Here is a 13568-nt window from a genome sequence, read left to right as displayed (position 1 = left end):
GGTGTGCGGGTGGCGGGCGGTTGCGGTCAGTCGTCGGGGAGGTCGCCGGGGACGGTCTTGAGGATGGCGAGCGCGTCGTCGACGTCCTTCTCGGAGACGATGAGCGGCGGGGCGAAGCGCAGGGCGTCGGCGCGCACCGCGTTGACGATGAGGCCGCGTTCGAGGCACCAGTTCATCACGGCGTGGGCGCACGGGTGGGCGAGTTCGACGGCGTCGAGCAGGCCGCGGCCGCGCGTGGAGACGTACAGCGGGTTGCCGGCGGCCATGAGCCCGTCACGCAGCTGATGCCCGCGGGCTTCGGCGTTGGCGACGAGGCCGTCCTCCTCGATCACGTCGAGCGTGGCGAGGGCCGCGGCGGCGCCAAGCGGGTTGCCGGCGAAGGTGGAGCCGTGGGAGCCGGGCGTGAACAGGGCGGAGAGCTTCTCGCCGAAGGCGATCATGCCGCCCATCGGGAAGCCGCCGGCCACGCCCTTGGCGAAGGTGACCATGTCGGGCGTGATGCCGCCGGACAGGTCCTCGCGCTGGAAGGCGAACCATGCGCCGGTGCGGCCGATGCCGGTCTGCACTTCGTCGATGATGAGCAGCGCGTGGTTGATGTCGCACATCTCGCGCACCTTCTTGACGTAGTCGGCGCCCAGGGGCTTCACGCCGGCCTCGCCTTGGATGAGCTCCATGATGACGGCGGCGACCGGCCCTTTGCCGTAGGGGCCGACGCCGGTCTCGCTGAACGCCTCGTACAGGGAGAGCGGGTCGCCGGCGCGCACGAATTCGATGTTGGGCACGAGCGGGCCGAACGGCTTGCGGATGGCGGGCTTCCACGTGGCGGACAGGGCGCCGAGCGTGCGGCCGTGGAATCCGTTGGTCAGGGCGATGATGCGCGCCGGCTTGCCGCCCATCGAGGGCGCGGCGCCGGGCAGGGTGCGGCCGTACAGTTTGGCGAGCTTCAGGGCCGCCTCGTTGCCTTCCGCGCCGGAGTTGCCGAAGTAGACGTGGGAGCCTTCGGGGGCGCCCGCCAGTTTGACGAGGCGCGCGGCGAGCTCGATCTGCGGTTCGGTGGCGAAGTAGTTGCTCACGTGCGCGACCTTCGCGGCCTGTTCGGCGACGGCCTTCACCCACTTGGGATGCGCGTAGCCGATCGAGTTGACGGCGATGCCGCCGAGGAAGTCGAGGTATTCGTTGCCGTCGACGTCCCACACGTGGGCGCCCTGGCCGTGGTCCATGACGCGCAGCGGCGTGCCGAACACGTTCATGTGGACCTGGGAATACTCCCCCAGCCACTGGGAATCCTTGGGGCCGAGCGGTTCCGGGCCCGCAGCGGGCGTGGTGCTGTTCACGTCAGAAGACATAGGAGCTCCTCATTTCGATGCCGTCCTCGGGCACGACCATGGTGCCGATGCCGGCGGAGGTGAAAATCTCGTTCAGGATGGAATGCGGCTTGCGGCCGTCGATGATGTGCGCCTGGGGCACGCCGCCGTCGATGGCGCGCACGCACGCCTCCATCTTCGGGCGCATGCCGGATTCGAGGTCGGGCAGCATGTCGCGCAGGTTCTCCACGCCGATGCGGCCGATCAGCGAGTTGCGGTCCGGCCAGTCGGCGTACAGGCCGTCCACGTCGGTGAGGATGACGAGCTTGTGCGCGCCGACGGCGGAGGCGAGCGCGGCGGCCGCGGAGTCGGCGTTCACGTTGAGCACTTCGGTGGCGTCGTCCTCGTTCGGAGCGACCGAGGAGACGACGGGGATGCGGCCCGCGTTGACGAGGTCCTCGACGGCGGAGGCGTCGACGGAGACGACGTCGCCGACGAGGCCGATGTCGGTGGGTTTGCCGTCGATGACGGGCCGGCGCTGCATGGCGGAGAACAGGCCGCCGTCCTCGCCGGAAAGCCCCACGGCGAGCGGGCCGTGTGCGTTGATGAGACCGACGAGCTCACGCGACACCTTGCCGGTCAGGACCATGCGCACCACGTCCATCGCCTCGGGCGTGGTGACCCTGAGGCCGCCCTTGAACTCGGATTTGATGCCGAGGGCCTTCAACATCTGGGAGATCTGCGGGCCGCCGCCGTGCACGACGATCGGGTGTAGGCCCACCTGACGCAGGAACACCATGTCCTCGGCGAAGCACTGCTTGAGGTGTTCGTCGATCATCGCGTTGCCGCCGTATTTGACGACGATGCGCTGGCCGGCGAACTCCTCGAGCCACGGCAGCGCCTCGATGAGCACTTCGGCCTTCTGGTCGGCGCGCAAGTCGGTGTGCACGTCGAAGTGGAATCCGGGTCCCTTCAGTTCGCTTGACATATCCTCTTTCAGCTTTCGTAGTCAGCGTTGATGTGGACGTATTCGTGGGTGAGGTCGTCGGTCCAGACGGTCGCCTCGGCGTCTCCGGCGTTGAGGTCGATGTCGATGTGGACCTCACGCGGGGTCATGTCGACCTCGGAGCGGTCACGTCCGGCGCCGCCGTTCTCGCAGATGCGCACGCCGTTGACGTCGACGGTCACCTTGTCGGACTCGTAGGGGGCAACTTCCGGCGGCACGGTACCGAGCGAGGAGACGATGCGCCCCCAGTTCGGGTCGTTGCCGCTGATCGCGCATTTGAGCAGGTTGGAGGCGGCGACGGCGCGGCCGCAGGCGAGCGCCGCGTCCTCGCTGGTCGCGCCGGTGACGGTGATGCGGATGTCGTGGCTGGCGCCTTCGCCGTCGCCGATGATCTGGCGGGCGAGCGAGGCGCAGGCGTCCTTGACGAGCTTGTTGAACTCGTCCTTGTCGGGCTCGACGCCCGAGGCACCGGAGGCGAGCAGGAGCACGGTGTCGTTGGTGGACATGCAGCCGTCCACGTCGATGCGGTTGAACGAGTGTTCGGTGGCGACGGCGAGCGCGGCCTGGAGCTGGCCGGCGCTCACGACGGCGTCGGTGGTGATGACGCACAGCATGGTGGCCAGCTGCGGGGCGATCATGCCGGAGCCCTTGACCATGCCGCCGATCCTCCAGCCGCCCGTGCCTTCGAGTTCGACGGTCTTCGGCTTGGTGTCGGTGGTCATGATGGCGTGCGAGGCGTCCGCGCCGGCCTCGGGCGTGGCGGCGAGCGCCGCGTGGGCGGCCTTCGCGCCGCCGAGCACGTGGTCGAGCGGCAGCAGTTCGCCGATGAGGCCGGTGGAGCACACGGCCACGTCGTCCGGTTCCGTGCCGACGAGCGCGGCGACGGTTTCGGCGGTGGCCTTGGACTGCGCGTAGCCTTCGGCTCCGGTGCACGCGTTGGCGCCGCCGGAGTTGAGAATCACGGCCTTGACGTGGCCGTCGGCGACGACCTTGCGCGACCACTGCACGGGCGCGGCGCAGAAACGGTTGGAGGTGAACACGCCGGCGGCCGCGTCGAGCGGGCCGTTGTTGACGACGAGCGCGAGGTCCTTCTTGCCGGCGACGGCGGAGATGCCCGCCTCGACGCCGGATGCGGCGAATCCTTGTGCGAATGTGACGCTCACGGGGCGACTCCGATCTTGGTCAGGCCCTGGTCTTCGGGAAGGCCGAGGGCGATGTTCAGGGACTGCACCGCCTGGCCGGCGGTGCCGCGGTTGAGGTTGTCGATGGCGGCGAAGGCGATGATGCGGCCGGCCTTGCGGTCGGTGACGACCTGGATGTGGGCGGCGTTCGAGCCGATGATGTTCGCCGTGGCGGGCAGCGTGCCTTCCGGCAGGAGCACCATGAAGTCCTGGCCTTCGTAGGCGTGGGCCCACACGTCGCGGATCTCCGCGTCGCTCAGGCGCTTCGCCTTGTCGGTCATCTTCGCGCTCACGCAGGCGAGGATGCCGCGCGACATGGGCGCGAGCACCGGCGTGAACCCGAGCGTGAACCCGTCGGCGGCCGCGGCGTCGAGGCCGGCGGCGTGCGCGAGGTTCTGCAGGATCTCGGGGATGTGGCGGTGCGTGCCGCCCACGCCGTACGGCAGGGCGGAGCCGAACGCCTCGGCGGCGAGCAGGTTGGTGCGCTTGAGGTTCTTGCCGGCGCCGGAGTAGCCGACGACGAGGTCGGCGACGATGTCCGTGTGCTCGACGAGGCCTTCGGCGACGCCGGGTTGCAGGGCCAGCGTGGTGGCGGTCACGTTGCAGCCAGGGCCGGCGATGCGCTTGGTTCCGGGCAGCGCGGCGCGCTGGCGCGTGTACGAGCCGTCGGCGGCCTTGCCGGTGATGAGCTCGGGCATGCCGTAGGTCCAATGCTCGTAGAAGTCACCGCCGTAGAACTCGTCCCACGCGCTCTTCTCCTCAAGACGGTGGTCGGCGCCGAGGTCGACGACGACAGCGTCAGGGTCGAGCTGGGACGCCAGCTTGCCGGAGGCGCCGTGCGGCAGCGCGAGGATGATCACGTCGTGGCCGTTCAGGACTTCCGGGGTGGTGTCTTCGACGGTCAGATCCGCCAGCTGCGGGATATGCGGCATGTGCTTGCCGAGCTTGTCCCCCACCGAGGAGTGACCCGCCACGCAGGTCACCTCGAACGCGGGATGGGCGGCCAGAATGCGCAGCGCCTCGCCTCCCGCATAACCCGTGGCACCCGCCACGGCCACCGTGTATTTCGCCATATCACGTCCTTCACTTCATGGGCAATACCCACGAGCATACATACCTATGCAGACTATTGCATAATTATGTAATCACGTGTCGAGACGATCGGTCATGTGGTCATCGTGTCGCCGGAGGTGGAGCCGCCGCCGACCATATCGAGCATCTGGTTGGTGAGATCGGTCACGTCGACGCCGTTGACCCACATCCAGATCTGCAATGCGGTGGTGAGCACGTTGATGACGATCGCGGCGATGGCGAGCCAACGGCCCTTCATGTGGAAGGTGCCGGTGCGCCACACGGAGATGACGCCCATGATGGTCGGCAGCAGGGGCACGCTGAACACGATCGCGAACACGAAGGCGATGATCGCGTAGGAGTCCCAGCGCCCGTACAGCGGGTTCTGGTTGGGGTCGTTCACGTCGATGCCGTAGAAGTAGCGCGGCGTGTGGCCGTCGTTCGCGCCGGCACCGACACCCGGACCCGTCGGCGACTGGTTCGGATTGCCGGGGTTCCCGTTCGGGCCGTACGGGCCGTTCTGCGGATATTGGCCGTTCTGCCCGTAGCCGCCGGGATACGCGGCACCCGGCGTGCGCTGCGTCACCTGCTGCGGCATCTGCCGCGCGTTCTCCCCCGTATCGTCCTTCTTCGGCTCGGGGTCGGGCGCGCCGTACAGATACGGATTGTAGTTCGGACCATATTGGCTCAACATCGCGCCGTAGTCGGGATGCGCGTACTGCCCGTACTGCGGCTGTGGCTGCGACGGTGCCTCCCCGGATACGACGGGACCCGGTGAGCCCGCCCCCGGTGCGACGCCGTCCCCTCCCGTCTGTCGTGCGGAATCGTTCGGCTGCTGTCCGGGTGCGCTCATCGGGTCCTCCTCGTGTTGCACCTTATGTTAACTTATGTCGTTTCGCTTTCGGCCCAGCGGTTCATCGCCGCCGGACCGGAAGCCAGGCCGGAAAGCCGCCCGGAACAAGCCGGAACGGCCCGGCGGCTCAGGCGCGCAGCTGCGCGCCGAGCTCGGCGGCCTTGTCGACGATGGCCTTGCGGATCGCCTCGCTGTCCTCGGCGGACAGGGTCTTGTCGGGCGAGCGGAACACCACCGCGAAGGCGAGGGACTTCTTGCCCTCACCCACCTGCTCGCCGGTGAACACGTCGAACAGTTCGATGGATTCGAGGTTCGCGCCGGCGGCCTCGCGCACCACGCCTTCGAGCTGGGCGGCGGTCACCGTGTCGTCCACGGTGAAGGCGAGGTCCTGCTTGACGGGCGGGAACGTGGAGATCGGCTTGGCCTGCACCGGCTTGCCGTCGAGCGTGGCGAACAGCGCGGTGAGGTTCAGCTCGAACGCGGCGGAGTGCTCGGGGAAGCCGAGCGCCTCGTTGACGTGCGGGTGGAGCTCGCCGACGAAGCCGACGAACGTGCCGGCGGCGGTCACGCGGGCGAAACGGCCCGGATGCCACTGGGCGGGCACGTCGGCGGCGGCCGGCTGCTCGAGCTCGATGGCGGCGCCGAGACGGTCGGCGATGCGGTGCACGGCCTCGACCGCGTCGGACCAATCGACCGGACGCTTGCCGCCCAGCCAGCCGGTGTTCTCGGCGAGACCGGTCAGGATGCCGGCCACGTGGTCGGGCTGGTCGGGCAGGCCGGCGTCGAGCGCGGCGAGCTGCTCGGGCGTGGGCTTCACACCGCCGGGCAGGGCCGGGATAGCGGGCGCGTCCGGGTTCCACAGGTACACGTGGCCGAGCTCGTAGAGCGACACGTTCTCGATGCCGCGGCGGATGTTGCGCTGCACGGTCGTGGCGAGCGTGGGCAGGATGTGGCGGCGCAGGTACGGACGGTCGCCGTACAGCGGGTTCGCGATCTCGACGCTGACCTTCTTGGTGGCCTCCGCGTCGTAGCCGAACGCCTTGTAGTCGTTGTCGCCCACGAACGGGTAGCTCAGGGCCTCCACCATGCCGTACTCGGCGAGCTCGTCGGCGACGCGGCGGCGGCGCAGCTGGTCGGCGGTCAGGCCGACCATGCCCTCGACCGGCGCCGGCGGCACGGTGACGGGGATCTCGTCGTAGCCGACGAGGCGCGCGACCTCCTCGACCAGATCGCACGGCTCGTTGAGGTCCGGGCGCCAGGTCGGCGGGGTGACGGAGAATTCGCCGTTGCCGCCGCCGGCCACGGTGCAGCCGATGTCGGTGAGGATGTCGGAGATGGCGTTGACGCCGGTGTCGAGGCCGGCGACGCGCTTCACCTCGGAGGCCTTGAAGTGGATGGCCTTGCGGCGGACCGTGTTGTTCACGTCGGTCGGATGCTCGCTGGCCTCGCCGTCGCCGTACTTGATGAGCAGGTCGGCGGCCATCTGCGCGGCGGCCGGCTGCAGCTGGTAGTCGACGCCGCGCTCGAAGCGGCGGGACGCCTCGGACGGGATCTTGTGGCGGCGGGCGGAACGCGCGATGGACACCTGGTCGAAGTGCGCGGCCTCGAGCAGGATGTTCTTCGTCTCCGCGGTCACCTCGCCGTACAGGCCGCCCATCACGCCGGCGAGACCGATGATGCGCGAGGCGCGCTGGCCGTTCGGCGAATCGGTGATGAGCAGGTCCTCGGGGCTGAGCTCGTGCTCCTTGCCGTCGAGGGTGACGAGCTTCTCGCCCTCGTTCGCGCGGCGCACGACGATCGGGCCTTCGAGCTTGTCCAGATCGTAGGCGTGCATCGGCTGGCCGAGGTCGAGCATCACGTAGTTGGTGACGTCCACGGCGAGCGAGATGGAACGCACGCCGGCGCGGATGAGACGACGGCGCATCCAGTTCGGCGTGCGCGAGGACGGGTCGAAGCCGCGGATGGCGCGCGCGTAGTAGCGGTCGCAGCCGGGCACGCCGTGGATCGGGTTGTCGTCGTCGATCTCGACCTGCACGTCCGGCACGGTGCCGGAGGCCTCGCCGGCGGCGACGGGCACGCGGGCGTTGAGCTCCTTGACCGGATCCGTGTACGCGGCGCCGGTGGAGTGGTGGTATTCGCGGGCCACACCACGGTAGGACAGCGTGTAGCCGCGGTCCGGCGTGATGTTGATCTCCAGCAGCGGCTGGTCGAGGTGCAGCAGGTGCATCGCGTCGTCGCCGGGCTTCAAGGCCTCGTACTCCTCGGGAGTGAAGCCGTAGTGGCGCAGCAGGATGATGCCGTTGTGGTCGTCGCCGAGGCCGAGCTCACGCTCGGAGGCGCACATGCCGTTGGAGATGTGGCCGTACGTCTTGCGCGGCTCGATGCGGAAGTCGCCGGGCAGGACGGCGCCCGGAAGCGTCACGACGACCTTCTCGCCGGCGGCCATGTTCGGCGCGCCGCAGATGATGCCGCGCGGCACCTTGTTGCCGTTCTCGTCGGTCTCGTTGTATTCGTCGCCGACGTCGACATGGCACCAGTTGATGATCTTGCCGTTCTTCTGCGGCTCCGGCGTGGCGTCGACCACGTAGCCGACGACGATCGGGCCAGTCACCTGGGAGGCGTGGATCTCCTCCTCCTCGAGGCCGACCTTGACCAGGTCCTTGGCGAGCTGCTCGTAGGTGAGGTCGGACGGAACCTCGACGTGCTCCTTGAGCCAATCGATATCAACCATAGGCATGGGTAATCACTCCCCCATCACAAACTGTTCGGCGAAACGCACGTCGCCCTCGACGAGGTCGTGCATGTCGTTGATGTCGGAACGCAGCAGCAGCGTGCGCTCCATGCCCACGCCGAACGCGAAGCCGGTGTATTCGTTCGGGTCGATGCCCGCGGACTTGAGCACGTTCGGGTTGACCATGCCGCAGCCGCCCCATTCAAGCCAGCCCGGGCCGCCCTTCTTGTCGGGGAACCACAGGTCGAGCTCGGCGCTCGGCTCGGTGAACGGGAAGTAGCTCGGACGCAGGCGGGTCTTGGCCTCCGGGCCGAACATGGCGACGGCGAGCTTGTCGAGCACGCCCTTGAGGTCGGCCATGGTCAGGTGCTTGTCGACGGCGAGCGCCTCGCACTGGTGGAACACCGGGGTGTGGGTGGCGTCGAGCTCGTCGGTGCGGAACACGCGGCCCGGGGAGGCGATGTACAGCGGCACGCCGCGCGACAGCAGGGCGCGCACCTGGTCGGACGAGGTCTGCGTGCGCACGACCATGTTGGAGCCGACGAAGCCGGCGGCGTCCTTCGCCTGGTTGCCCTTCACGTAGAAGGTGTCCTGCATCTGGCGGGCCGGATGGTCCGGTCCGAAGTTGAGGGCGTCGAAGTTGTACCATTCGGCCTCCACTTCGGGGCCGGCGGAGATCTGCCATCCCATGGAGATGAAGAAGTCCTCGACGTCCTCCATGAGCTTGGCGAGCGGGTGGCGCGCGCCGAGCGGCTTGCGCGCGACCGGCAGCGTCATGTCGACGGTCTCGGCGGCGAGCGCGGCGGCCTCGGCGGCCTCCTTGAGCTCCTTCTCCTTGGGGCCGTAGGCGCGGCCGAAGTCGGCGCGCAGCTTGCCCATGAGCTTGCCTGCATCCTTCTTCTGGTCCTTGGGCAGTGCCCCGATGGCCTTGCTGGCCTGCGTCATCGCCGAGTCGGCTCCGGCGTATTCGCTCTTGATGGCCTTCAATTCCTCCAGCGTGGAGGCGTTCTGGATTTTCGCGATGCCTTCGGCGACCGCATCGGTCACCGCTTGCGCATCGAATAGCGCTTCTGCCACGAGCACCCTTTCCTTTATATCTGCTTCACTGACGTGCATTGCACGTGGGGAGACACGCGAAAACGCACGTTTCCCAAGCGTTGTCCAACATCACATTGTCACGGTATGACTCGACATGGCCGCCCGGTTCCATCACGTGGTCGCGGGGCGGCCGGCACGTGACCGACATACGACCGACATACGACCGGCGCGTGCCGTGCGTCTCAGCGTCCGCTCATGGCGAGGCTCATGAGCATGACCGCGGCGGACGTGCCGAGGTTCAGCGATTCGGCCTTGCCGTACAGCGGGATGGACACGATGCGGTCCATGCGCTCCAGGATGGCGGCGGGCAGTCCCCGCGCCTCGTTGCCGAACAGCACGGCGTCGCCGCGCACGCCCTTCGCGCCGCTTTTCGCGCCGTCCGCGCGTTCGGCGAGCATGTCGGGCAGCGATTCGGGCTTGCGTTCCGGCGTGCCGTACACGTCGGCGGCGATGGTGGCGAGGTCGTCGCGTTCCATCCACTTGAGGAACGTGCCGGTGTCCATGCGCAGCACGGGGATGTGGAACAGGGAGCCGGCGGTCGAACGGATGACCTTCGGGTTCAGCGGGTCCACGCATTCGTCGACGAACACGACCGCGTCGCAGCCGGCGGCGTCCGCGGCGCGAATCACGGTGCCCGCGTTGCCGGGGTCGCGCACCTGCCAGAACGCGGCGATGAGCGGGCGTTCGGAGAGGCGGACGGCGGAGATCTCCGTGTGGAGCGTCTCGATGTCGCCCACGGCGACGATGCCCTGCGCGTCCTTGCTGATCTTGGCCATCACCTCGCGCGTGACGTGATGCACGTAGATCGGCGTCTTGCGCGATTCCTGCGACTTGTCGACGATCGAGGCGATCGTCTCGGAGACGTACGGTTCGCCGTCGGGGTCGACGTCGATCGCGACGTACAGGTCGCTCACCACGTCGGGACGCCACGCGACGGCCTCGCGCACGGACTGCGGCCCTTCGATGAGGAAGCGGCCGGAACGTTCGCGGCCTGCCGGTCGCGCGAGTCCGGCGACGCGCTTGATTCGGTCGGATTTCGGATTGTCGATCACTGCATGGTTGATGGGCATGCCCTCCACCCTACCGTCACGCCTACCGCGCCACGGCACACGCGCATACACGCGTCTCGACTGCAGTGGACGTCACGCGCCTTGGAAGGAGAAGTGCCAGTTGCCGGTGGCGACGGCGACGCCGAGCGCGATGAACGGGATCACGAAGCAGATCGCGCAGAACACCGCGTCGATCGGATGCAGGCGCGAGACGCGCGCCGCCGAGCGCGGCCCTTCGCCGCCGAAACCGCGCGCCTCCATCGCGGTGGCGAGTTTCGTGGCGCGACGGATCGACAGGACCAGCAGACCGAACGCCTGCGAGAACGCACGCTGGATCGCGTTGCCGTCGCCGAGACCGCGCGAACGGCGCGACAATCCCAACGCACGCCAATCATCCTGCAGCAGCGTGAACATGCGCATGCCGGCGAGACCGCCGTACACGAACCGGGGCGAGAGGTGCAGGATCTGCACGAGGCCGTCGGCCAGATCGGTCGGGTCAAGGCCGAGCGCGAGCACCACGCCGGGCACGGCGATGGCGAGCACGCGCAGGAACGTGGCGCAGGCGAGATACACGGAGCCTTCGGACACGACGATCCAGCCGGCGGTCCACAGGATCTCGCCGGACGTGCGGCCGTAGAGCAGCACGGAGATGAAGCCGCCGACCGCGGCGATCCATACCGGCCATGTGCTGCGGCAGATGCGGATCGGGTCGACGCCGCCGATCCACAGCAGCGCGACCTCGAGTCCCAACGCCACGGACGCGGAGACCACGTCGAGGCTCACAAACATCGGGATGCACAGCAGCAGCGCGCCGATGATGCGCGTCACCGGGTTCACCTTCGCGATGAACCACGAGGGCGACGCGGGCCGGGCCGGTTCCTTGCGCGCGCCCGGCGGCGAGACGATGACCGAATCGTTCATACCCACTCACTCCCCTGCGAATCCGAACATGATGCGGCGCGCGTCGAGCGCCCTGACGAGCGCCTCGTCGTGCGTGACGACGATGACCGCGGAACCTTGGTCGCGCACTTTGGCGATGAGGTCGACCATCTCGGTCCACGTGGTGAAGTCCTGGCCGAAGGTCGGCTCGTCCATGACGAGGATCTTCGGCGCGCCGGCCAGCATGGAGGCGACGGACAGTCGCCGCTTCTCGCCGCCGGACAGCGTGTACGGGTTGGCTTTGGCGAACCGCGAGAGGTTCATGCGTTCCAGCATTTCGTCGGCGATCGCGTACGCGCGCGCCTCGTCGGCGCCCATCGATTTCGGCCCGATGGCGACCTCGTCGCGTACGAGCGCCGCAGCGAACTGGTGTTCCGGCTCCTGGAAGACCATGCCGATGCGGCCGAGCAGTTCGCGGCTCCTCCACTTGTCCGGCTCGTCGCCGCGCGCGCCTTCGGCGATGTCGGCGCGCACGCGCACATGCCCGGCGAGCGGCTTCAGGAGTCCGGCGAGCGTCAGCGCGAGCGTGGATTTTCCGGCGCCGTTCGGCCCCATCAGGGCCGTCACCTCGCCGGCGAAGAATTCGAGATCGATATGCTCGCCGAGCGGGAATCCGCGGCCGAAGCTCAGGTCCTCGGCGACGAGCGCGGGTTCGCGGACGTCCGCGCGTGCGCGCGTCGGCGCACGGTCCGGAATCGCGCGTCCCGGCACCCATGCGCCGCCCTGCGCGAGCAGGTCGCCGAATCGTCCGAACACCTCGTCCGGTCTTCCGTCGGCGATGACGCCGCCCACGTGCGAATCCGGGTCGGGATGGCCGATGACGATGACGCGGTCGATCAGGTCCATCCACACGTCGATATGATGCTCGACGACGACCATGGTCTGCCCGGTGCGGGCAAGCACGTCGCGCACCGCGTCGTGGACTTCGCGCACGCCTTCCGGGTCGAGGTTGGCGGTCGGCTCGTCGAGCAGCAGGAGTCCCGGCTGCATGGCGAGCACGCCGGCGAGCGCGAGGCGCTGCCGCTGCCCGCCGGACAGGTGGCGCGTGGACCGGTCGAGGTCGATGTCCTTCAATCCGACCAGGTCGAGCGATTCGCGCACGCGCCGCCACGTCTCGTCGCGTGGGACGGCGAGGTTCTCACAGCCGAAGGCCGCGTCGTCGCCCACGCGTTCGAGGATGATCTGCGAATCCGGGTCCTGCAGCACGAGGCCGGCCTTGCCGCGGGCGATGCCGGCTTCGACGCCGTCGATGGTGAGCGAGCCTTCCTGCTCGCCTTCGTCGGATCCGCCGAGCACGCCGGCCAGTCCGGCCATGAGCGTGCTTTTGCCCGCCCCGGAGGCGCCGAGGAGCAGCACGTGCTCCCCGGGGCGGATGTCGAAGTCGAGCCCGCGCAGGGCGAAGTCCTTGCGCGTGGCGTGACGCCATCCCCAATCCTTCGCCTCGACGCGGGCGGGCGTGATGCGCATCAGACGCGCGCCTCGGCGCGGCCGGAGGCGAAGCGGTCGAGCACGCCGGTGGCGGCGATCGCCTTGTGCAGCGCCCACATGAGCGCGCCGGCGATGATGACGCCGGAGATGATGGAGCCGACGAGGTACCAGCTGACGCGCATCGCGTTCCAGCCGGGGTTGGTCATCCAGTAGTAGGCCCAGCAGGCGACGCCGGCGAGAGCGCCGGACAGGATGGTGGTGCCGATGTTCCACTGCTTCCACGCGAAGATCGCGAAGGCGATCTCGGCGGCGAGGCCCTGCATGATGCCGACGATGAGCGAGCCGCCGACGCCCCACTGGTTGCCGAGCGTGAGCTCGAGGAACGCGGCGAGGGTCTCGGCGAAGAGGGCGGCGCCCGGCTTGCGCACGATGATGGCGGCGAGCGGGCCGGCGAACAGCCAGAATCCGTTGAGCAGGCCTTCGAAGCCGGGGGTGACGGCCTCGAACAGGGCGAGCGGGGCGGCGCAGACGACGTCCCAGCCCCAGAAGATGACGCCGGATGCGACGGCGATGATGGCGGCGACGACGATGTCGACGACGCGCCACTTGTAGTTGGTCTTGGCGACGGTTTCGGCCATGGTGATGTGCCTTTCTCTGTGCTTCCTTCTCAAGGCACGGGTGGAGGACAGTTCCGTGGTCGGCATTGCCCGTCCACGTTCCATCGGTCGGGACCCGTTGCGGCCCCCTCTCAGCCGCCTTCAAGCGGCTCCCGTGTCAGCCCATGACTATATGACAAACCGCTGTCGAACGCAATACGAAGATTGTATTGTGCGCGACAGCGGTTTGCAGGCTTACGTTGGTTCTATGCCCGTAGAAATTCTTCAGGAATGATTCAACCATGGCTCCGT

At 68.4% G+C, this 13568-nt stretch carries 11 protein-coding genes; all 11 read right to left on the bottom strand.

The features are described 5' to 3' along the window. Positions 1-26 precede the first annotated feature (26 nt). Positions 27-1346, bottom strand: a complete 1320-nt coding sequence (locus AC1AYX_RS02825) for an acetylornithine transaminase (protein ID WP_476502087.1) — start codon at positions 1344-1346, stop codon at positions 27-29. Then, positions 1336-2292, bottom strand: coding sequence for an acetylglutamate kinase (argB, locus tag AC1AYX_RS02820; protein WP_476502086.1), 957 nt, complete (start codon positions 2290-2292; stop codon positions 1336-1338). Before argB ends, AC1AYX_RS02825 begins: the two co-directional genes overlap by 11 nt. Positions 2293-2300: 8 nt before the next feature. Next, a complete protein-coding gene (argJ, locus tag AC1AYX_RS02815) occupies positions 2301-3473 on the bottom strand; it encodes a bifunctional glutamate N-acetyltransferase/amino-acid acetyltransferase ArgJ (RefSeq protein WP_476502085.1) in 1173 nt (390 codons plus the stop codon). Continuing rightward, positions 3470-4564, bottom strand: a complete 1095-nt coding sequence (gene argC, locus AC1AYX_RS02810; RefSeq protein WP_476502084.1) for an N-acetyl-gamma-glutamyl-phosphate reductase — start codon at positions 4562-4564, stop codon at positions 3470-3472. The genes argJ and argC overlap by 4 nt, the downstream gene beginning before the upstream one ends. 92 nt (positions 4565-4656) lie before the next feature. Continuing rightward, on the bottom strand, positions 4657-5415 hold the full coding sequence (locus tag AC1AYX_RS02805) for a hypothetical protein (protein WP_476502083.1): 759 nt from the start codon (positions 5413-5415) through the stop codon (positions 4657-4659). A gap of 127 nt (positions 5416-5542) precedes the next feature. Continuing rightward, positions 5543-8152: a phenylalanine--tRNA ligase subunit beta gene (gene pheT, locus AC1AYX_RS02800; protein WP_476502082.1), complete on the bottom strand. Its 2610-nt coding sequence runs from the start codon at positions 8150-8152 to the stop codon at positions 5543-5545. Positions 8153-8158: 6 nt separating this feature from the next. Then, entirely contained in the window at positions 8159-9262 is a 1104-nt protein-coding gene (pheS, locus tag AC1AYX_RS02795; protein ID WP_101621642.1) for a phenylalanine--tRNA ligase subunit alpha, read from the bottom strand. 164 nt (positions 9263-9426) lie between these two features. Beyond that, positions 9427-10314: a TrmH family RNA methyltransferase gene (locus AC1AYX_RS02790; RefSeq protein WP_476502081.1), complete on the bottom strand. Its 888-nt coding sequence runs from the start codon at positions 10312-10314 to the stop codon at positions 9427-9429. 72 nt (positions 10315-10386) lie between these two features. Continuing rightward, the gene (locus tag AC1AYX_RS02785) at positions 10387-11214 is read right to left on the bottom strand and encodes an energy-coupling factor transporter transmembrane component T family protein (protein WP_476502080.1); all 828 of its coding nucleotides are present in this window, start codon (positions 11212-11214) and stop codon (positions 10387-10389) included. 6 nt (positions 11215-11220) lie between these two features. Further along, positions 11221-12699, bottom strand: coding sequence for an ABC transporter ATP-binding protein (locus tag AC1AYX_RS02780; RefSeq protein WP_476502079.1), 1479 nt, complete (start codon positions 12697-12699; stop codon positions 11221-11223). Continuing rightward, a complete protein-coding gene (locus AC1AYX_RS02775; RefSeq protein ID WP_034526515.1) occupies positions 12699-13298 on the bottom strand; it encodes an ECF transporter S component in 600 nt (199 codons plus the stop codon). Before AC1AYX_RS02775 ends, AC1AYX_RS02780 begins: the two co-directional genes overlap by 1 nt. Positions 13299-13568 lie beyond the last annotated feature (270 nt).

Source organism: Bifidobacterium sp. LH_419, from assembly GCF_056356955.1.
The sequence above is the reverse complement of the archived record's forward strand: the minus strand, read 5'-3'. Positions and strand labels throughout refer to the sequence as shown.

Excerpts from the sequence above, each read along its gene's own strand:
- AC1AYX_RS02825 (WP_476502087.1), bottom strand. The coding sequence starts at position 1,346 with ATGTCTTCTGACGTGAACAGCACCACGCCCGCTGCGGGCCCGGAACCG.
- argB (WP_476502086.1), bottom strand. The coding sequence starts at position 2,292 with ATGTCAAGCGAACTGAAGGGACCCGGATTCCACTTCGACGTGCACACC.
- argC (WP_476502084.1), bottom strand. The coding sequence starts at position 4,564 with ATGGCGAAATACACGGTGGCCGTGGCGGGTGCCACGGGTTATGCGGGA.
- AC1AYX_RS02805 (WP_476502083.1), bottom strand. The coding sequence starts at position 5,415 with ATGAGCGCACCCGGACAGCAGCCGAACGATTCCGCACGACAGACGGGA.
- pheT (WP_476502082.1), bottom strand. The coding sequence starts at position 8,152 with ATGCCTATGGTTGATATCGATTGGCTCAAGGAGCACGTCGAGGTTCCG.
- pheS (WP_101621642.1), bottom strand. The coding sequence starts at position 9,262 with ATGCACGTCAGTGAAGCAGATATAAAGGAAAGGGTGCTCGTGGCAGAA.
- AC1AYX_RS02790 (WP_476502081.1), bottom strand. The coding sequence starts at position 10,314 with ATGCCCATCAACCATGCAGTGATCGACAATCCGAAATCCGACCGAATC.
- AC1AYX_RS02785 (WP_476502080.1), bottom strand. The coding sequence starts at position 11,214 with ATGAACGATTCGGTCATCGTCTCGCCGCCGGGCGCGCGCAAGGAACCG.
- AC1AYX_RS02780 (WP_476502079.1), bottom strand. The coding sequence starts at position 12,699 with ATGCGCATCACGCCCGCCCGCGTCGAGGCGAAGGATTGGGGATGGCGT.
- AC1AYX_RS02775 (WP_034526515.1), bottom strand. The coding sequence starts at position 13,298 with ATGGCCGAAACCGTCGCCAAGACCAACTACAAGTGGCGCGTCGTCGAC.